The sequence below is a fragment of the Ramlibacter sp. G4-7 genome (genome assembly GCF_057784995.1).
Window position 1 is genome coordinate 175658 of the sequence record NZ_JBYNTT010000001.1, and the last position, 17105, is coordinate 192762.

15 protein-coding genes are annotated in these 17105 nt (G+C 69.4%); 9 read left to right on the forward strand and 6 right to left on the reverse strand.

The window, feature by feature from the left end; all coding sequences use genetic code 11:
* Window position 1: 1 nt before the first annotated feature.
* The gene (locus AC3EGR_RS00900) at window positions 2-1120 is read left to right on the forward strand and encodes an ABC transporter permease (protein WP_488544539.1); all 1119 of its coding nucleotides are present in this window, start codon (window positions 2-4) and stop codon (window positions 1118-1120) included.
* Window positions 1121-1136: 16 nt separating this feature from the next.
* Window positions 1137-2609: an efflux transporter outer membrane subunit gene (locus AC3EGR_RS00905; RefSeq protein ID WP_488544540.1), complete on the forward strand. Its 1473-nt coding sequence runs from the start codon at window positions 1137-1139 to the stop codon at window positions 2607-2609.
* A gap of 46 nt (window positions 2610-2655) precedes the next feature.
* On the opposite strand, the gene AC3EGR_RS00910 is transcribed toward AC3EGR_RS00905, so the two are convergent.
* Together AC3EGR_RS00910 and AC3EGR_RS00915 are read right to left on the reverse strand one after the other, a co-directional pair.
* Window positions 2656-4380, reverse strand: a complete 1725-nt coding sequence (locus AC3EGR_RS00910) for a helicase-related protein (RefSeq protein WP_488544951.1) — start codon at window positions 4378-4380, stop codon at window positions 2656-2658.
* Window positions 4353-5744 carry a hypothetical protein gene (locus AC3EGR_RS00915; protein ID WP_488544541.1) on the reverse strand — a complete coding sequence of 464 codons (1392 nt, stop codon included), beginning with the start codon at window positions 5742-5744 and terminating at the stop codon, window positions 4353-4355. The genes AC3EGR_RS00910 and AC3EGR_RS00915 overlap by 28 nt, the downstream gene beginning before the upstream one ends.
* Before the next feature lie 101 nt (window positions 5745-5845).
* On the opposite strand from AC3EGR_RS00915, the gene AC3EGR_RS00920 reads away from it, so the two are divergent.
* On the forward strand, window positions 5846-6337 hold the full coding sequence (locus AC3EGR_RS00920; RefSeq protein WP_488544542.1) for a hypothetical protein: 492 nt from the start codon (window positions 5846-5848) through the stop codon (window positions 6335-6337).
* A 30-nt stretch (window positions 6338-6367) separates the two neighbouring features.
* Here AC3EGR_RS00920 and AC3EGR_RS00925 read toward each other — a convergent pair whose 3' ends face one another.
* Complete coding sequence (locus AC3EGR_RS00925; RefSeq protein WP_488544543.1) at window positions 6368-7252, reverse strand: LysR substrate-binding domain-containing protein; 885 nt, start codon at window positions 7250-7252, stop codon at window positions 6368-6370.
* Window positions 7253-7370: 118 nt separating this feature from the next.
* Here AC3EGR_RS00925 and AC3EGR_RS00930 point away from each other — a divergent pair, with 118 nt between their 5' ends.
* The 6 genes from AC3EGR_RS00930 to AC3EGR_RS00955 all read left to right on the forward strand — a co-directional run bounded on the left by AC3EGR_RS00930 (window position 7371) and on the right by AC3EGR_RS00955 (window position 13978).
* Window positions 7371-8120 (forward strand): SDR family NAD(P)-dependent oxidoreductase, encoded by a 750-nt coding sequence (locus AC3EGR_RS00930; RefSeq protein WP_488544544.1) that lies wholly within the window; start codon window positions 7371-7373, stop codon window positions 8118-8120.
* A gap of 147 nt (window positions 8121-8267) precedes the next feature.
* A complete protein-coding gene (locus AC3EGR_RS00935) occupies window positions 8268-9287 on the forward strand; it encodes a TRAP transporter substrate-binding protein (protein ID WP_488544545.1) in 1020 nt (339 codons plus the stop codon).
* A gap of 42 nt (window positions 9288-9329) precedes the next feature.
* Window positions 9330-11207 carry a TRAP transporter large permease gene (locus tag AC3EGR_RS00940; protein ID WP_488544546.1) on the forward strand — a complete coding sequence of 626 codons (1878 nt, stop codon included), beginning with the start codon at window positions 9330-9332 and terminating at the stop codon, window positions 11205-11207.
* A gap of 53 nt (window positions 11208-11260) precedes the next feature.
* Entirely contained in the window at window positions 11261-12115 is an 855-nt protein-coding gene (locus tag AC3EGR_RS00945; RefSeq protein WP_488544547.1) for a transketolase, read from the forward strand.
* Complete coding sequence (locus AC3EGR_RS00950) at window positions 12112-13119, forward strand: transketolase family protein (RefSeq protein WP_488544548.1); 1008 nt, start codon at window positions 12112-12114, stop codon at window positions 13117-13119. Before AC3EGR_RS00945 ends, AC3EGR_RS00950 begins: the two co-directional genes overlap by 4 nt.
* Window positions 13120-13132: 13 nt before the next feature.
* Window positions 13133-13978, forward strand: a complete 846-nt coding sequence (locus AC3EGR_RS00955; RefSeq protein WP_488544549.1) for an NAD(P)-dependent oxidoreductase — start codon at window positions 13133-13135, stop codon at window positions 13976-13978.
* 58 nt (window positions 13979-14036) lie between these two features.
* Here AC3EGR_RS00955 and AC3EGR_RS00960 read toward each other — a convergent pair whose 3' ends face one another.
* The 3 genes from AC3EGR_RS00960 to AC3EGR_RS00970 are packed head-to-tail and all read right to left on the reverse strand — an operon-like array spanning window position 14037 to window position 17080.
* Window positions 14037-15356 carry a PQQ-dependent sugar dehydrogenase gene (locus tag AC3EGR_RS00960; RefSeq protein WP_488544550.1) on the reverse strand — a complete coding sequence of 440 codons (1320 nt, stop codon included), beginning with the start codon at window positions 15354-15356 and terminating at the stop codon, window positions 14037-14039.
* A 28-nt stretch (window positions 15357-15384) separates the two neighbouring features.
* Window positions 15385-16272 carry an amidohydrolase family protein gene (locus tag AC3EGR_RS00965; protein WP_488544551.1) on the reverse strand — a complete coding sequence of 296 codons (888 nt, stop codon included), beginning with the start codon at window positions 16270-16272 and terminating at the stop codon, window positions 15385-15387.
* A 7-nt stretch (window positions 16273-16279) separates the two neighbouring features.
* A complete protein-coding gene (locus AC3EGR_RS00970; RefSeq protein WP_488544552.1) occupies window positions 16280-17080 on the reverse strand; it encodes a transporter substrate-binding domain-containing protein in 801 nt (266 codons plus the stop codon).
* Window positions 17081-17105 lie beyond the last annotated feature (25 nt).

Consider the following 17105-nt stretch of genomic DNA (forward strand, 5'->3'; position numbering starts at 1 on the left):
CATGAACGCAGCGTTCATCGCGGGCGTCCTGCAGATCGCCGCCTTGATCCGCAAGGAGGTGCTGGCCCTGCTCAAGGACCCCGCGACCCGGGCGATCCTGTTCGCGCCGGCACTGGTGCAGTCACTGCTGTTCGGCTACGGCGCCACCTTCGACCTCACGCATGTGCCTTATGCGGTGCTGGACCAAAGCCGCGGCGCCGCCTCCATGGAATTGCTGGCCCACGTCGACGGCACGGGCGTGTTCTTCCGCGAAGCGACGCTCACTTCACCCCGGCAGATCGCCGAGGCCATCGACAGTGGCAAGGTGCTGCTGGTCCTGAGCATTCCATCGGATTTCCAGGCGCGGCTGGCATCGAACCGCTCCGCGCCCTTGCAGCTGATTCTCGACGGCCGCAATTCCTCCACCGCGGGCGCCGCGGCTGCGTACGTGACGTCCATCGTTTCCAGCTACAACCGTTCGCTGGCCCATGCCGCGCCCCCGGTGACGATCGAACGCCGCGCCTGGTTCAATGCCAACCTGGAATCGCGCTGGAACGTGATGCCGGCGCTGATCGCCGCCTTGAGCTTCCTGCAGACGCTGCTGATCTCCGCGCTCTCGGTGGCGCGCGAACGCGAGCACGGCACCTTCGACCAGCTGCTCGTGACGCCGCTGACGCCCATGCAGATCCTCGTGGGCAAGGCCATTCCCGCGATCGTGATCGGGCTGCTCCAGTCGACCATCATTTTCCTGGTCATCCTGTTCTGGTTCCGGATCCCGATGAACGGGTCGGTGTGGCTGCTCTATCTCGGCCTGCTCACCTTCAACGCAGCCGCCGTCGGCGTCGGCCTCTCGATCTCCGCGCTGGCCCTGAACATGCAGCAGGCCATGCTCTACACCTTCCTGCTGCTGATGCCGATGATGTTGCTCTCGGGGCTGCTGACGCCGGTGGGCAACATGCCGCGCGTCCTGCAGATCGCCACCTACGTCAATCCCTTGCGCTTCGGCATGAGCATCGTGCGGCGCGTGTACCTCGAAGGCGCAGGCCTGGCGGACGTTGCCATCGACTTCGTGCCTTTGCTGGTGCTGGCCGCCGTCACGCTGCCGCTTGCAGCATGGCTGTTCCGCAACCGTCTGGCTTGATCCGGGAGGTCGTCCCATGAGCGTCCGATCCACCACTGCCGCCCTCTGCTTGGCGGCGGCCCTCGCATCCTGCGTCGTCGGTCCCGACGCCGTGAAACCCGAAACGGCGGCGCCGCAGGACTGGTCGACTTGGCGCAGCGGCGACGAAAGCCTGCGTGTCCCCGTGGCCGTCGACGAGAGCCTGCCCCCGGACTGGTGGCGCGCCTTCGGCGACCCCGTGCTCGATCGCCTGCAACAGCGCGCCGTGGAGGCCAGCCCGGACCTGGTGACTGCCGCCTTGCGCTTTGCCCAGGCGCGCGCGCAGCGCAGCGGTGTCGCCGCGCAGCAGCTGCCCGAGGCGGGATTCGGTGCCAAGGTGACACGGCAGGCCCAGAGCGAGAACAACGCCGGCATGCGCCTGGTCGATGCCGTCGGTTTTCCCAATCGGGATGCCCTGGCCAAGCTGATCGCCGAGCCTTTCAACTACTACCAGCTGGGTTTCGATGCGTCGTGGGAACTCGACCTGTGGGGCCGGGTGAAACGTTCCATCGAGGCGGCCGACGCCGACGTGGCACGCCAGGCGGCACTCCTGGATCTCGCCCGCCTGGGCCTGGCGAGCGATGTGGCGCGCAACTACTTCGAGCTGCGGACCACGCAGCAGCAGATCCGGTTGCTGCGCGAGGACATCGCCGCGCTCGAAGACCGGCTGGGCCTGCTGGAGGCGCGGGCGAGGGCGGGCGTGATGGACTACCTGGATGTCGAACGGCAACGTGCCGACACCTCCGGGCTGAAGGCGCAGTTGCCGGCGCTGCTCACGCAGGAAGCCGCGAGCGTCAACCGCATCGCCGTGCTGCTGGGAGAGCGTCCCGGAGCGCTGCGCGCGGAGCTGTTGCCGACGACCGCCGACGCGGCCGGTGCCTTGCCGGATCTCGCACTCGGGCTTCCATCGGAAGTGGCGCGCCGCCGTCCCGACATCCGCGCGGCCGAAGCGCGTCTGCACGGTGCGACCGCCAGCGTCGGCGTGGCCACTGCGAACCTGTATCCCAGCATCACGCTGGGTGCGCACGCCGGCTACGACTCCTACATCGGCAGCCGTTTCTTCGATGCCGCCAGCCAGACCTGGTGGGGCGCGCTGAGCTTCAACGTGCCCTTGTTCGACAACGGCCGGCGAAGAAGCGAAGTGGAGCTGCGCAGCCTGCAGCAGCAGGAGGCGGCGGTGGCTTACCAGCGCACGGTGCTGCAGGCATGGCAGGAGATCGACGAGGCCCTCAATGGCTACAGCGGGGAGCGCCGGCAGGCCGGCGAACTGCGCCAGCGGGTGCACAGCGCGGAGCAGGCGCTCAAGCTGGTCCAGGCCCGCTACGACGGCGGCACCGTCGACTTCATCGCGGTGCTGGACAGCCAGCGGGCCTACCTGCAGGCCCGTCGTGATCTGGCCGCGAGCAACGGGCGACTGAGCACCTGGTTCGTGGCGGTCAACAAGGCGATCGGCAACACGCAACCGCATTGATCCCCGTCTGCGCAGCACCGGCCACGCAGCCCGCCGTCCCCGACGATCACCGCCGCTGCCGGCTCTGGAAGGCTTCCCTGGACGTCATGCCGAAGCCGCCCTGGCGCAGCAGTTCGCGCTCGATGTAGCGGCTCAGGCGCGCGCGCAGTTCCGGCACGGCCTCGCCATCGCAGTAGACCTGCGGAAACTTGTACGACAGCCAGGCGTAGAGGCTCACGTCCTTGCTCAGGAACTCCGCTTCCTCCAGGAAGCCGGGCAGGCGATCCTGCAGCCAGTCGCCGTGGCGGGGCAGGGGCAGCGTGCGCCCTTTCACGAACGCGAGCAGGCAGGCCTCGAAGGACGCGAACTCGTTTTCCTTGTCGTGCGAGATGGGGGCGCAGCTGAAGGTGAACTTGTCCGCCAGCGACAGCTTGCCGGCCATCCGGTCCACCACCCGCGCCAGGCCGACCTGCTCCTCCAGCGCTGCGGTCTCGAACAGCGAGCCTCTGGCGGCGATGCGCGAGGCGAAGTACGAGAGGATGGGCGCGACCTGCCGCGTCCCGAGAAGCTGCGACAGCGACTCGATGTGCCACGGGCTCGGTGCGATGGCCAGCGCCGAACGCATCCTGGGCTGGGGCTCGGCGAGCATGCGGCGCACGTGGGCGAGGTCTTCCCGGTCGAGCGTGGACACGCGCCCTTCGGCGTGCATGCCGAAGCGCCCCGCGCGGCCGGCGATCTGCTGCACCTCCGCGGCGTTGAGCAGGCGGGTCGCGACGCCGTCGAACTTGTGGACGGTCGAGAAGATCACGCGCCGTACCGGCAGGTTCAGGCCCATGCCGATGGCGTCGGTGGCCACCACGATGTCGGCCTCGCCGCTGGCAAAGCGCTCCGACTCCGTGCGCCGGACCTCGGGCGCCAGGGCGCCGTAGATGGTGGCGACCGACAGGCCCTGCTCGCGGTAGCGCGCGCTCAGGGTCAGGACGTCCTTGCGCGAGAAGGCGATGACGGCGTCGCCCGCTTGCAGCCCCGCGTCTGCGTGCTTGCGCCCGCGGCGGCTGGCCACCGGTGTGTCCTCCAGCACCAGTGGGGTCTTGCGCTGCAGGACCACCGTCTCGTGGCGCTCGCCGATGGCGTCGAGCACCTCCACGCAGCGCTGGTGCACCGTATCCGCGCCGCACACGTACACGTCACGCGCGGGCGCGCCGACGAGGGCGGAGGTCCAGGCCCAGCCGCGGGCGGGGTCCTGCAGCATCTGGATTTCGTCGATGACGGCGACATCCACCTCGCGCTCCGGGCTCATCATCTCCACGGTGCAGGCGGTGTGCCGCGCGCCCTCCATCAGGTCGTGTTCCTCGCCGGTGAGCAGGTTGCAGGGGATGCCCTGGGCGACCAGCCGGTCGCGGATCTCCATCGCCAGCAGCCGCAGGGGCGCCAGGTACACCCCGGACGCGGCCTTCTTCAGGGACTCCAGGGCGTCGTGCGTCTTGCCCGAGTTGGTCGGCCCCAGCCGGAAGTGGATGGTCCGCTCCAGCGCGCGGGCGACGGGGAAGGCCTGCGGGTAGTCCTTCAGGCGCACCAGCTCCTGGGCGCGCTCTTCCTCGATGCGGCGCAGCAGCTGGCCCACGGAAGCCACCAGGGTGTTCTTCAGGTCGCTGGCCACGTCCTGCTGGCGCAGGCCCTGCGCGAGGGCCTGCCTGAGGCCGGCCAGCAATTCCTGCCGCTGCGAGGCCGAGAGCGCGTTCGCGTACTCCGCCAGCAGGTCCGTCACCGCGTTGGAGATCGCCTGCCCCATGCCGGCGAGCCTGTCGGCGGCGAACAAGGCGCCGACGCGCGCGGACAGGTTGCCGACCTCGCCGTCGGTCCGGGGTCCCGGCACGCTGGCCTGCAGCCGGACGAGGGCCGGCCAGGTCTGGACATCGTCGGCCGACACCGTGACCACCACGGGCACGCTCGCGGCCTTGGTGAAGAGGAGGGTGCCGTCATCCTGCTGGCGTGCCTCGCAGTGGTGCGCCGCTTTCGCCGCCTCGATTGCCTGCGCCAGCCGGCGGCGCGCCTGGATCCGCGCGACGCCGCGGGCGGGGTCGACCGCTCCTGCGGCGGCAGTGTCTCCAGGTCCGCCGCGCGCCACTCGGCAATCTGCTCCTCGGACAGGGTCGCGAGCACCGCGGGATCGAACAGGACCTGCACAATTTCCTGGCCTGCCTTGCGCGAAGTCCTGTGCACGGCGACCGGCAGCCGCTGCAGCGCCGTCCACTCGTCGAGCTCGGCACGCAGGATGGACAGCAGCTCCAGCGCCTGCTCGTCGCCGACGAGGGTCTGCTCCCACTGCTGGCGCGCCAGCTTCTGCTCGCGTGCGCGCCGCTCCTGCTGCGCCTGGTGGTCTGCAAGCTGTTCGTGAACCGCCGGCGCCAGGTCGAACAGCTTGCGCAGCGCGGTCGGCGAGGGATGCACGCCGTGCACGTCCCTGAAGTCGCGCAGGAGTTGGCCGGACTGCAGCTGCTCGAAGGTAGCGAGGTCGAAGCGTTCCGCGCCGACGTTGCGCGCGTGCAGCCACGCCTGCAACTCGCCCGCGACCTGCGCGATCCGCGCCTCTTCCGCCTCGCGCAGCCGCGCGGCCCGTTCGTCCCTGGCGCGTTGGGCTTCGCGCTCTTCGGCCAGGCGCAACTGCTTGCGCTCGGCCTTGCTGAGCCCGGTCGCTTCGCCCTGCAGCTGCCTCAGCCGTTCGGCGCGCTCCTCGGGCCGCCAGAGCCTGGGCTGGCACACGTCGCCCGCGGCCAGCGCCGCGGCCAGTTGCTCACCCGCGAGCTTGAGCTCGCGCAGCAGCTCCACGGGGCGGGCATGTTCACCCAAGGCCGCCAGCGTGTGCAGGAGGCCCAGGCAGGTGGCGACGAGGGGGTCGCCGCCGTTGCGGAGGAACTCCCCGCGAAAGCCCGGGTCTGCCGCGGCCGCGTCTATCCTTGCCTCGAGTTCGGGCGTGGCCGGTGTGCGCCAGAGGCTGCGCAGCGTGCCGCGCAGCTTGGCGGGCACTTCGAGGGAGGAAGCCACGATGCGGGCGACGAAGGCCACCTGGTCGTAGACCACCCAGTTCGGGTGCGCCAGGGGCAGGTCGGACGCGAGGGGTGCGGGTTGGTCGTGAGGCGCGAAGGTCTCGGACATCAGGTTTGTTGTTGGCCGGGTGCTTGCCGGCGGGGCGGAACTCACGCATCTGGGGGCCGCGGGCGCGATGGCAAGGCCTGGCGCGGCGCGACAATCGCATCATGAACGAAAACGACAGCGATCCCGGGCAAGAGGTGATCCACGAGGCGCGCGTGTGGCGCGACAACGGCTGGACGGCCCGCGTGATCAAGAACGAGGACGACGACGGCTGGGCCGTCGCCATGACGCCGGACGGCCAGGTCGAACCGGCCCTGGTAGGCCCGTGGACCATGGGCCGCGACAAGAAGAATCCCAAGCCGCTGGACACTTCGGCGTTCAGCACGCTGGTGAAGACGGCCGCCGAATTCGTGCGCCGGCACGAACAGCAGCTGCATGCCGTGCTGCACCGGGAGGTGGAGATCTCCGCCAACGGCGGCCGCGTGCGCGTCACGCTGGACATCGAGCCCGACGAAGACAATCCATCGGCCGTGCTGCGCGCCACCGGTGCGGGCGAGGTGCTGGGAGAGGCCCGCGTCTCCCCGGGCTTCCGGCTGACGCGCGGCAGCGCGGAGGCGTGGGCGGAGGCGGGGTTCAGCGCGCACGCGGTGCGCTGAGGGAAGACAAGCGCGGCACCAGCGGCGCTGCTACGTCTTCGCTGCCTCCGAATGCAGCCACGTCAGGAACGCCTCCACCGGCCGCCTCCGGGCATGCCGCGTGGGATAGACGGCGAAGTGCGCCTTCAGCTTCACGGCCTTCTCGAGGCCGAAGACCGGCTTGAGCCTTCCTTCCGCCAGGTGCCCGCCGGCGATCGTGGCACTTTCGAGCGCCACGCCCAGTCCCTGCGTCGCCGCGTCGAGCGACATCTGCGCGCGGTCGAAGCGCACCGCGAAGCGCTCCGGCGCACGCCTGTCCGACACGGCCGCGAACCAGTCGGACCACTGCACCACGCTGACGTTGCTCTGGATGAGGGGGACGTCCAGCAGCTGCTCGATGCGTTTGAGCCGGTGCTCGCGGATGAAGGCAGGGCTTGCCAGCGGCACGACCCGTTCCTCGAACAGCGGCTCCACTTCCAGGTCCGGCCACTGCGGCACGCCGTAGCGGATGTCGATGTCCGCCTGGCCCAGCGCGAAGTCGCTGTGGGTGTGGGCCGCGGACAGGTTCAGCGAGATGTCGGGATAGGCCTGGGCAAAGGCGCGCAGGCGCGGCATGAGCCACAGGCTCGCGATGCTGGGGGCGGAGTGCACGTAGAGGCTGTTGCTCACCCCCTGCCGCAGGTCCTCGGTCGCTGAAGTCAAGGCTGCCAGTGCGCCGCCCACGCGCGCGAGGTACTGCTCGCCCGCCACACTCAGGCGCACGCCGTGCGCACTGCGTTCGAAGAGCCGCACGCCCAGGTCCGACTCCAGCCGCGCGACCTGGTGGCTGATGGCCGATGCCGTCAGGTGCAGCTCCGCTGCGGCGAGTGCGAAGCTGCGCCGGCGAGCGACGGCCTCGAAGGCCAGCAGGTTGGTGACTGGTGGCAGGGCAGGCATAGGGTCAACCCGGGGCTCAGATGACGAGGCGTCATCCTAGCCTGACGACATATCGCTTGTCTTCAGGTTGGCCCGCGCCGACCATTCGCTCCACACCGCTTCCACCTGGAGACCCCCGATGCTTCTGAAAGACAAAGTCGCCGTCATCACCGGCGGCGCCGGGCCCAACGGCCTGGGTTTCGCGACTGCCCGCCTCATGGCCGAGCAGGGCGCCAGGATCGCCATCCTCGACCTCGCGCGCGCCGAGCCGCAAACCGCGGCGTCCCGCCTGGGCAGCGGCCACATCGGCCTGGTCGCCGACGTCACCGACAAGGCCTCGTGCGACGCCGCGGTTGCCGCCGTGCTCCAGGCCTTCGGCCGCGTCGACGTGCTGGTGAACAACGCCGGCATCACGCAGCCGGTCAAGACACTGGACATCACCGGCGCCGACTACGACCGCATCCTGGACGTGAGCCTGCGCGGAACGCTGCACATGTCCCAGGCCGTGCTGCCGGCGATGCGCGCGGCCAAGAGCGGCTCCATCGTGTGCATCTCCTCCGTTTCGGCGCAGCGCGGCGGCGGCATCTTCGGCGGCCCGCACTACTCGGCGGCCAAGGCAGGCGTGCTCGGCCTCGCGAAGGCGATGGCGCGCGAGTTCGGCATCGACGGCATCCGCATCAACAGCGTGACGCCGGGACTGATAGAAACCGACATCACGCAGGGCAAGCTGACCGATTCCAAGAAGGTCGAGATCGCCGAAAGCATTCCCCTTGCGCGCCTGGGCCGCGCCTCGGACATCGCGGGCGCCTGCGTGTTCCTCGCCAGCGACCTGTCCGCCTACTGCACCGGCATCACGCTCGACGTGAATGGCGGCATGTTGATCCACTGAAGTCCGGCCGCGCCCTCGCGCGCGGCCTTCCCGTTCCCGCCTCGAACCGCACGCACGTGCCACGGAGGGTGCCGTGGCCGAAGGGCGAGCCACGCCCGCGTGCGACTGCTTCCGCGCACCCGCAACCCATTGGAGACAAGCTTCATCATGACGAACCAGCGATTCACCCTCTCGCGCCGTGCAGTGTTGGCCTCCGCCGCGCTGCCGCTGTTCTCGATCGCGACGCGGCGCGCCGACGCGGCCGAATTCGAGCTCAAGTACGCCACCGGCCAGGATCCCACCCACCCGGTGAACCTGCGTGCCAAGGAAGCCCTGGACCGCATCCGCGAGGCCAGCTCGGGCCGCGTCAACATCAAGCTGTTCCCGGCCAACCAGCTGGGCAGCGACACCGACCTGCTGGGGCAGGTGCGCAACGGCTCGGTCGACTTCTTCAACCTGTCGTCGCTGATCCTGTCCACGTTCGTGCCGCTTTCGGGCATCACGAGCGTCGCCTTCGCCTTCAAGGGCTACGACGACGTGTGGAAGGCCATGGACGGTGAATTGGGCAACCACATCCGCGCCGAGATCGCCAAGACGCCGATCTTCACGGTCTCCAGGATCTGGGACAACGGCTTCCGCCACGTCACTTCGTCCACCCGCGAGATCAAGGGCGCGGACGACCTCAAGGGCTTCAAGCTGCGCGTGCCGCCGGCCCCGCCCCTGACGTCGCTGTTCCAGGCCCTGGGTGCCGCCCCTTCGCCGATCAACTTCAACGAGGTCTATACCGCGCTGCAGACGAAGGTGGTCGAGGGCCAGGAGAACCCGCTGGCGATCATCGCGACCGCGCGCCTGTACGAGGTCCAGAAAAGCTGCAGCCTCACCGGCCACGTGTGGGACGGTTACTGGGTGCTCGGGAACAAGCGCTCGTTCCAGAAGCTGCCGGCCGACCTGCAGCAGATCGTCACCCGCGAGATCGACCGCTCCGCCGGCGACCAGCGCGCCGACGTCGCCAGGCTCACGGCCAACCTGACCGCGGACCTCAAGGGCAAGGGGATCAACTTCGTCACCGTGCCGCAGGACGACTTCCGCAAGAAGCTGGCGACGACCAGCTTCTACAGCGACTGGAAGGCCAAGTACGGCGCCGCCGCCTGGGGTCTCCTCGAGCAGGTCTCCGGCAAGCTCGGCTGAACGCCGGCTGCACCCGCCCACTCTCTTCCGGAAGGAGAAACGATGGACATCCCAAGCGACACCGCGCATGCCCTGGAGGGCGCGCGGCATGAAACAGCCGGCTGGCTGGCCCACCTGAACAAGGCGGTCGCCACGCTCGTCGAAGTCCCGGCCGCACTGCTGGTGCTGGCCGAGGTGATCGTGCTGCTGATGGGCGTCACGAGCCGCTACGTCCTGCACCAGCCGCTGGTGTGGTCGGACGAACTTGCGTCCATCCTGTTCCTCTGGCTCGCGATGCTGGGATCGATCATCGCCTTCCAGCGCGGGGAACACATGCGCATGACGGCCGTCGTCGGAAAGCTGGACCCCAGGTCCCGCGCCTTCCTGGACCTGGTCGCGGTGGCAGCAGGCATTGCCTTCGTTGCCTTCGTCGTCCATCCGGCCTACGAGTTCGCGCAGGACGAAATGAGCGTCACGACGCCGGCGATGGGCATCGCCAACTCCTGGCGCGCGGCGGCACTGCCCATCGGGCTCGGGCTGATGCTGCTGGTGGGCATCCTGCAGATCCTGCGCCTCGGCCGGCTGAAGGACGTGGTGCTCGCGCTCGGACTGGTCGCCCTGGTGGTCGGCGGCATGGCCCTGGTCGGTGACGCGATGAAGCCGCTGGGCAACTGGAACCTGCTGCTGTTCTTCGTGTTCGGGGTCGGGGCCCTGGTGCTGCTCGGCGTGCCGATCGCCTTCTCTTTCGGGCTCGCCACCTTCGGCTACATCGCGCTGACCACCGGCACGCCGACCATCGTGCTGGTCGGCCGGATGGACGAAGGCATGAGCCACCTCATCCTCCTCGCCGTCCCGCTGTTCGTCCTGCTGGGCCTGCTGATCGAGATGACGGGCATCGCCCTGGCCATGGTCTCCTTCCTGGCGAACCTGCTGGGGCACGTGCGCGGCGGCCTGTCCTATGTGCTGATCGGGGCGATGTATCTCGTCTCCGGCATCTCCGGTTCGAAGGCGGCCGACATGGCGGCGGTGGCGCCGGCGCTGTTCCCCGAGATGCAGAAGCGCGGCTCCAGGCCCGGCGAGCTGGTCGCCTTGCTGTCCGCAACGGGTGCGCAGACCGAGACCATCCCGCCGTCGCTGGTGCTGATCACGATCGGCTCCGCCACGGGCGTGTCGATCGCCGCCCTGTTCACCGGCGGCTTGCTGCCGGGGATCGTGGTGGGCGTGACGCTGGCCGCACTGGTCTGGTGGCGCTATCGCGGCGAGAACCTCGAAGGCGTGCGCCGCGCTTCCGGCCGCGACATCGCCAAGTCGTTCATGGTGGCGGTTCCGGCGCTTGCGCTGCCAGTGGTGATCCGCGCCGCCGTGGTCGAGGGCGTGGCCACCGCCACCGAGGTCTCCACCATCGGGATTGCCTATGCGGTGATCGCCGGCATCCTGGTGTACCGGCAGTTCGACTGGAAGCGGATCTACCCGATGCTGGTCAGCACGGCCGCGCTGTCCGGCTCCATCCTGTTCATCATCGGTGCGGCCACCGGCATGGCATGGGCGCTGACCCAGTCCGGCTTCTCGACGGCCCTGGCCGACACGATGAAGGCCTTGCCGGGCGGCGCGGTCACCTTCATGGCCGTCTCGCTGGTCGCCTTCATCATCCTCGGCTCGGTGCTCGAGGGCATCCCGGCCATCGTCCTGCTCGGCCCGCTGCTGTTCCCGATCGCCCGGCAAGTGGGCATCCACGAGGTGCACTACGCGATGGTCGTCACGCTCGCCATGGGCATCGGCCTGTTCGCGCCGCCCTTCGGTGTCGGGTACTACGCGGCCTGCGCGATCAGCCGCATCCATCCCAACGAGGGAATGAAGCCGATCGTCGGCTACATGGTCGCCCTGTTCATCGGCACCGTCCTCGTCGCCGCCGTTCCCTGGATTTCCACCGGGTTCCTCTGAGCGGTGCCGCACCGGACCGCATCCCTCCCTCTTTTTTCTTGCCAGGAGATTCCATGTCTGACTTGTCGAAGCTCGAACAAAGCGCCTACCGGATCCGGCGCTTCGCCCTGCGGATGGGCGAAGTGCAGGGCCAAGGCTACATCGGCCAGGCCCTGGGCTGGGCCGACGTCCTCGCCACGGCCTATTGCCACGCGATGGCGCTGCGACCCGCGGAGCCGGAATGGGAAGGGCGCGATCGCTTCCTCCTGTCCCACGGCCACTACGCGATCGCGCACTACGCCGCGCTGATCGAGGCGGGCATCGTCCCGCAGGAGGAACTGGAGACCTACGGCAGCGACGACAGCCGGCTGCCGATGTCCGGGATGGCCACGTACACGCCGGGCATGGAGATCTCCGGCGGCTCGCTGGGCCAGGGCCTGGCCATCGGCGTCGGCATCGCGCTGGGCCTGAAGCAGAAGGGCAACCCGGCTTTTGTCTACAACTCGATGTCGGACGGCGAACTCGACGAAGGCTCCACCTGGGAAGCCGCCATGGGCGCCGCGCACCATCGCCTGGACAACCTGGTCTGCCTGGTCGACATCAACAACCAGCAGGCCGACGGCCCGTCCGGCAAGGTGCTGGGCTTCGAGCCGCTGGCGGACAAGTGGGCGGCTTTCGGCTGGCATGTCCAGCGCGTGAACGGCAACGACCTCGCGGCCGTGGTGTCCGCCTTCGACCGCGCCCGCGCCTTCGGCGAGCGAAAGCCGCGCGTCATCCTGTTCGACACCCTCATGGGCAAGGGCGTGCCCTTCCTGGAGACGCGCGAGAAGAACCACTTCATCCGCGTCGACGCCCCGGAGTGGCAACAGGCGATCCACATCCTCGACCAGTCCCAACCCTACATGCAATCCGAAGGAGCCCTCGCATGAACACCGTGATGGAAAAGAAGCCGCGCCTGACCACCTCCGCGATGATCGCGTCGATCGCGGCCGAGGGGCAGCGCGTCAAGGCAGCGCCGTTCGGGAAGGCACTGGTGGCGCTGGCCGAACAGCACCGGGAGATCGTCGGCCTGACCGCCGACCTGGCCAAGTACACCGACCTGCACCTGTTCGCGCAAGCCTATCCCGAGCGCTTCTACCAGATGGGGATGGCCGAGCAGCTGCTCATGGCCGCCGCCGGTGGCATGGCCAAGGAAGGCCTGACGCCGTTCGCCACCACCTATGCCGTCTTCGGGACACGGCGCGCCTACGACTTCATCCACCAGGTCATCGCCGAGGAAAACCTGAACGTGAAGATATGCTGCGCGCTGCCTGGCTTGACCACGGGCTACGGCCCCAGCCACCAGGCCACCGAGGACATCGCCATGATGCGCGGCATTCCGGGCCTGACCATCGTCGACCCCTGCGATGCCCTCGACATCGAGCAGGCGGTGCCGCAGATCGCCGCGCACAAGGGGCCGGTGTACATGCGCCTGCTGCGCGGGAACGTGCCCCTGGTCCTCGACGAGGTCGCCGGCTACCGGTTCGAGCTCGGCAAGGCCAAGATGCTGCGCGAGGGCGGCGACGTGCTGGTCATCTCGAGCGGCTTCATGACGATGCGCGCGCTGGAGGTGGCGAACGCGCTGCAGGCGGACAAGGTGGGCGTGGCGGTGCTGCATTGCCCGACGATCAAGCCGCTGGACGAGGCAGCGATCGTCGAGGCGGTGCGCTACAAGAACCGCCTGGTGGTCGTGGCCGAGAACCACTCGGTCATCGGCGGCCTCGGCGAGGCCGTGGCCAGCACGCTGCTGCGCCATCGCGTCCAGCCGGCGGCATTCCAGCTGGCGGGGCTGCCGGACGCGTTCCTCGATGCCGGCGCGCTGCCGACCCTGCACGACCGCTACGGCATCAGCACCGATGCACTCGCCGGCCGGATCAAGGGCTGGCTGGCTTGAAGGGCAGGGCGCCGTGAACGTCACCTTCGTCGGTGTGGGGGCCATCGGCTTGCCGATGGCGCTGCAGGTCCAGCGCGCGGGACACCAAGTGACCGGCGTCGACGTGTCCGAGGGCGCGATCGCGAAAGCGAAAGCCAGCGGGATCGACACGGTCCGGGATTTCGCCGCCGCGCCGGCAGCGGAGGTCGTCGTGGTGATGGTCGCCACGCCGGACCAGCTGGCCGGCCTGGTCGAGCGCGTCAGCGGTTCGGTGCGCGGCCAGCTGTGGCTGATCATGTCCACCGTGGGGCCGCAATGCGTGCGCGAGCAGGGGCAGGTCCTGCAGCGCGCGGGCGCCCGCGTGGTGGACGCGCCGGTGACGGGCGGGGTGGCACGCGCCCGGACCGGCGAACTGGTCATCTTCGCTGCCGGTTCCGCCGATGACGTGGCGCAGGCGACGACGATCCTCGCGGCGATGGGATCGGTGCGGGTGACCGGGGAACGGCTCGGAGACGGGCAGGCGATCAAGGTGGTGAACCAGCATCTCTGCGCCGTCCACATCGTCGCCGCCGCCGAAGCCCTCAGCCTTGCGCGATCGCTCGGTCTCGATCCTGCAGCCGTGCTCAGGCTGGTCGAGAAGGGCGCCGCTGGCTCCTGGATGTTGTCGGACCGCGGGCCGCGCATGGTGGCCGGCACCGACGTGGAAGTCACCAGTGCCGTCAACATCTTCGTCAAGGACAGCGGCCTGGTGATGTCCGCCGGGGAAGCCTGCGGGGCGCAATTGCCGCTGCTCGCCGTTGCCAGCGAGCGCTTCCAGCGCGCGGCCGCGGCGGGGCTGGGGCTGCGGGACGACAGCCGGGTGATCGAAACCTGGGAGTGACCGGGGTCCTCCCCGGGACGCCCGCACTCGGTGGGCGTCCACGGCTGACGCGCAGCGGCTAGCGCCCGCCGACTCTCCAGATGACGTCGCCCACGTCGTCCGCCACCAGCAGCGATTGCCGGTCGGGCCCGATCGCCACGCCCACGGGACGCCCGTAGGATTCGCTTTCGTCCGGGGCCAGGAAGCCCGACAGGATGTCGCGTGGAGCCTGCCCGGTCGGGCGCCCGTTCGCGAACGGCACGAACACCACCCGGTAGCCGCTGAGGATGCTGCGGTTCCAGGAGCCGTGCTGGCCGATGACCATGCCGTCCTCGTCGAAGCCGGGCAGCGTGCCGCGCGGCATCCAGCACAGGCCGAGCGAGGCCGTGTGCCCGCCCAGCGCATAGTCCGGCGTGATCGCCTGCGCCACCAGCGCGGCGTCCTGCGGCTGCACGCGGTCGTCGACCGTCCGGCCCCAGTAGCAATACGGCCAGCCGTAGAAGCCGCCTTCGCGCACGGCGGTCAGGTAGTCGGGCGGCGTTTCGTCGCCCAGGCCGTCGCGTTCGTTCACCACGGTCCACAGCTCGCCGGTCTGCGGATGCCAGGCCATGCCGACCGGGTTGCGCAGGCCGGCGGCGAAGATGCGGTCGCGGCCGCTCGCCAGGTCCAGTTCGACGATGCAGGCGCGCCTGTCCTCGACCTCGACACCGAGCTCGCCGATGTTGGTGAGCGATCCCACGCCGACATAGAGGCGACGTCCGTCGGGACTGGCCAGCAGGCTGCGCGTCCAGTGCCCGCCGGGCTTGAACTTCGTCAGCGGCCGCCCGGCCGCCTCGATGCGCGTGGCGCCCGGGGTGTACGGGAACGCGACCACGCCATCCGTGTTGCCCACGTAGAAGGTTCCGTCGACCAGCGCCATGCCGAAGGGCTGGCGCAGGCCTTGCAGCAGCGTGTCGCGGGTCTCCGCGACGCCGTCGCCGTCCGCGTCACGCAGCAGCGTGATGCGGTTCGGGCTCTCGCCGATGGCGGCCGCGCGCTGCAGGGTCGCCACCATCGCGTGGTCGAACACGTTTTTCGGCGTCCGCAGCGCCTGCATTGCCTCGGCCACGGCGACGTCCCCATTGGGCAGCACGTGGATCCAGCGCGGATGCTTCAATCCCGCCGCAAAGGCGTTGACCTTCAGTCCCTGCGCCGCCACGGGCGTCTGCCCGGCTGCCCAGCCGCGCGCGGTGGGCATCTTCAGGGTGGGCACGGCGCCCTGGGGCCGGCCCGGCGGGATGTGCGGAGCGCCGCCCACCGCCGCCGGCGGCATCGGGCCCTGGGTCCAGCGCCGCCACACCAGCGCCGCTCCGCCCGCCAGCGCCACACCGCGAGCCAGGAGGCTCGTTCGTCCACTCATCGTTTCTTCCTTGTTGTCGCTCGACGCACTACGCCGGGATGCGATAGATCCGGCGCGCATTCTCCACGAAGAGCTGCGCGCGCTCCCGTTCGCTGAAGCCGGCGACGTACCCGGCGAAGGTGTCGAAGATGGCCTGGAAGGGCGCGCACAGGCTGTCCAGGGGGTAGTTGCTGCCGAACATGCAGCGGTCCACCCCGAACAGGTCGATCACCTCCAGCACCACGCGCCGGTTGGCGTCCAGCCGCCACTTGTAGCCGGCTTCGCCGATGCCGCTGATCTTGATCGCGACGTTGGGGTGCGCCGCCATCCCGGCCAGCGCCGTGCGCCAGGCCCGCAGGCCTTCCTCGCTGCGGTCGGACGGCATGCCTGCATGGTTGATGACCATGCGGGTGTCCGGGAAGTCGGCGGCCACGCGCGCGGCCTCATGCAGGTGCCAGTACGGCGTCTGCAATTCGTAGTGCAGGTCCAGCGGCTGCAGCCGCGCATAGCCCTGCAGCCAGGTGGTGTCCGTCATGCCCCCCGGAGGGCCACCGGGGGCCGCGTTGGCGCGCGGCTTCTGCCGGATGCCGCGCACGAAATCGAAAGCGGCCAGCTGTTCCAGCGTGCTCGCCGCGTCGGCCTGGTGCAACCAGGCCTGCCCCACGGCGACCGAGGGCAGGCCGCACTGCGCCCGCAGCGAGGCGATGAACCGCATCTCGCCCACCGGGTCCTTCGGGTCCCAGTCGGCCTCCACGTGCACGCTGCCCACCAGGTTCACGCCCGCGGTGTCGCGAGCGTAGTCCGCCGGCAGGTAGGGCCGCTTCAGCGCCGAGTGGTCGCCGTAACGATGCGCAGGCGCCCCCGCATCGTTCAACCACGGGTAGTAGTGCGCCCGCGGGTCGAGGAAGTGGTGGTGGGTGTCGATCAGCGACAGCATGCCGCCCTTACTTGACCCACTTCTCCACGACGTCCTTCGGAATGTCGGTGCCGTGGTACTTCTTGAAGATCTCGTTCAGCTTGCCGTTGGCGTGGTTGGCCTTCACCCAGTCGTTGATCCAGGCCAGCAGCTTCGGGTCGTCCTTGCGCACGCCGATGCCCAGGTCGTTGACGCGCAGCACGAACTTCTGCTCCAGCTGGCGCTGCGGCGCCTTTTCCTGCATCGTCTTGAACAGCGCGCTCGACGTGCCCACCAGGTCGGCCTGGCCCGTCACCACGGCCGTGATCACGCCGGCATCGTCGTCGTAGCGGACCACGTTGGCGCCCTTGGCGTTCTCCGTCAGGTCCTTGTCCTGCGTGGTGCTGCGGTTGACGGCGACGCTCTTGCCGGCCAGGTCCGCCATGCTCTTGACGTTGAGGCTCTTGATGCCGCCCACCAGCGAGATCTGCGGCGCGTACGGGATCGAGTAGTCGACGACCTTGGCACGCTCCGGCGTCCAGGCGAGCGTGGAGATGATGATGTCCGCCTTGCCCGTCTGCAGGTTGGGAATGCGGGTGGCGCCGACGGTCGGCACCACCTCGAGCGCGACGCCCAGGTCCTTGGCCAGCAGCACGGCCACGTCGTAGTCCGAGCCCGTCGGCTTCATGTTCGCATCGGTCATGCCCGAAGGCGGCACCGCGAGGTCGATCGACACGCGGATCTTCTTGGCCGCGCGGATGTTGTCCAGCGTGTCCGCATGCGCGGCCAGGACCGCCGTGGACAAGGTGGCCAGCAGCAGGGCGCGGCGGGTCAGGTTCTTGAGGCTCATGATGTCTCCATTGGTGGTGGGCAAG

Coding starts and splice junctions, on each gene's coding strand:
- AC3EGR_RS00900 (WP_488544539.1), top strand. CDS start 2: ATGAACGCAGCGTTCATCGCGGGCGTCCTGCAGATCGCCGCCTTGATC.
- AC3EGR_RS00905 (WP_488544540.1), top strand. CDS start 1,137: ATGAGCGTCCGATCCACCACTGCCGCCCTCTGCTTGGCGGCGGCCCTC.
- AC3EGR_RS00910 (WP_488544951.1), bottom strand. CDS start 4,380: ATGGGGCAGGCGATCTCCAACGCGGTGACGGACCTGCTGGCGGAGTAC.
- AC3EGR_RS00915 (WP_488544541.1), bottom strand. CDS start 5,744: ATGTCCGAGACCTTCGCGCCTCACGACCAACCCGCACCCCTCGCGTCC.
- AC3EGR_RS00920 (WP_488544542.1), top strand. CDS start 5,846: ATGAACGAAAACGACAGCGATCCCGGGCAAGAGGTGATCCACGAGGCG.
- AC3EGR_RS00925 (WP_488544543.1), bottom strand. CDS start 7,252: ATGCCTGCCCTGCCACCAGTCACCAACCTGCTGGCCTTCGAGGCCGTC.
- AC3EGR_RS00930 (WP_488544544.1), top strand. CDS start 7,371: ATGCTTCTGAAAGACAAAGTCGCCGTCATCACCGGCGGCGCCGGGCCC.
- AC3EGR_RS00935 (WP_488544545.1), top strand. CDS start 8,268: ATGACGAACCAGCGATTCACCCTCTCGCGCCGTGCAGTGTTGGCCTCC.
- AC3EGR_RS00940 (WP_488544546.1), top strand. CDS start 9,330: ATGGACATCCCAAGCGACACCGCGCATGCCCTGGAGGGCGCGCGGCAT.
- AC3EGR_RS00945 (WP_488544547.1), top strand. CDS start 11,261: ATGTCTGACTTGTCGAAGCTCGAACAAAGCGCCTACCGGATCCGGCGC.
- AC3EGR_RS00950 (WP_488544548.1), top strand. CDS start 12,112: ATGAACACCGTGATGGAAAAGAAGCCGCGCCTGACCACCTCCGCGATG.
- AC3EGR_RS00960 (WP_488544550.1), bottom strand. CDS start 15,356: ATGAGTGGACGAACGAGCCTCCTGGCTCGCGGTGTGGCGCTGGCGGGC.
- AC3EGR_RS00965 (WP_488544551.1), bottom strand. CDS start 16,272: ATGCTGTCGCTGATCGACACCCACCACCACTTCCTCGACCCGCGGGCG.
- AC3EGR_RS00970 (WP_488544552.1), bottom strand. CDS start 17,080: ATGAGCCTCAAGAACCTGACCCGCCGCGCCCTGCTGCTGGCCACCTTG.